The sequence below is a fragment of the Lamprobacter sp. genome (assembly GCF_034860625.1).
GTDB lineage: Bacteria > Pseudomonadota > Gammaproteobacteria > Chromatiales > Chromatiaceae > Lamprobacter.
In genome coordinates, this window is record NZ_JAYESN010000557.1 from 1 (window position 1) to 1222 (window position 1222).

The following is a 1222-nucleotide window of genomic DNA, read 5'->3' on the forward strand; positions in this document are numbered from 1 at the left end:
CATCGTGGCCCGCTCCAAGGAGGCCAAGGCACTGGGCATCGGCATGGGCGAGCCCTGGTTTCTGGTCCGGCAGCGGCTGCGTCAAGCGCAGCAGCAAGGACAGGGGCCGGGCGCCGAGGCCGTAATCGCCCTGTCGAGCAACTATGCCCTCTATGCCGACATGAGCACGCGCGTCATGCGCATCCTTGGGCGCTTCAGTCCGCATCAGGAGGTTTACTCGATCGACGAGAGCTTCCTCGATCTGCGGGGACTCCCCGAGCCCGCCGCGGTGATCGGTCAGCGCATCCGCGAGAGGGTGCTGCGCTGGACCGGGCTGCCGGTCTGCGTCGGCCTCGGCCCGACCAAGACGCTGGCCAAGCTCGCCAACCACCTGGCCAAGCAGGACCCGCGCTGGAACGCTGTCTGCGATCTGCAGGCCCTGAGCGAGGACGAGCGCGAGGCCCTGCTCGCGACGGTCCCGGTCGGCAAGGTCTGGGGCGTCGGCAGCCGGCTGGCCAGGCGCCTGCAAGCGCTCGGCCTCGAGACCGCCCTGGACCTCAGCCGGGCACCCCAGGCGTTGATCCGCCAACAGACCTCGGTGGTGCTCGCGCGCACCGCGCTCGAATTGCGCGGCAAGGTCTGTCTCGCGCTCGAGGAGATTGCTCCGGCCAAACAGCAGATCCGCTGCCCGCGCTCCTTCGGTGCCTTGGTGACCGAGCAGGCCGAGTTGATCGAGGCCCTCGCCCAGTTCACCAGCCGCGCCGCCGAGAAGCTGCGCGCCCAGCAGACGCTGGCCAGCGCGCTAGCGGTCGAACTCACCCGCCGCCCCCAACACGCCGGCCTGCTTCCGGAGACACGGTGTCAGGTCGTCGCCCTGCCCGAGTCCAGCGCCGATACCCGGTTGCTGGTCGCCGCCGCTCGGCGCGGGCTGCAGCGGCTTCTGCCGTCCGCTCGGACCGATCAGCCCTACACCAAGGCCGGGATCATCCTGCTCGGGCTGACCCCGGCCAGCCAGGTGCCATCAGACCTGTTCGCCGAGTCCCTCGAAAGTGCCCGCGGCCAGGCCCTGATGGCCACGCTCGATCAGATCAATCAACGCTTCGGACGCGGCACCCTGACCCTGGGCAGCATCAACCGCGCGCCGCGCTGGCGACGGCGCGAGGCGCATCGCTCAGCGCGTTACACCACGCGCTGGGATGAGCTACCCGTTGCCGTCGCTGACGGCTGACTCACAGCGACGTTT

Annotated in this window: 1 protein-coding gene; it reads left to right on the plus strand. The window is 69.8% G+C overall.

Features of this window, described 5'->3' with window-relative positions; all coding sequences use genetic code 11:
- Window positions 1-1207, plus strand: a 1207-nt coding sequence (locus tag VBE63_RS29760; protein ID WP_323686574.1) for a Y-family DNA polymerase, incomplete at its 5' end; no start/stop codon positions are given.
- Window positions 1208-1222: the final 15 nt, after the last annotated feature.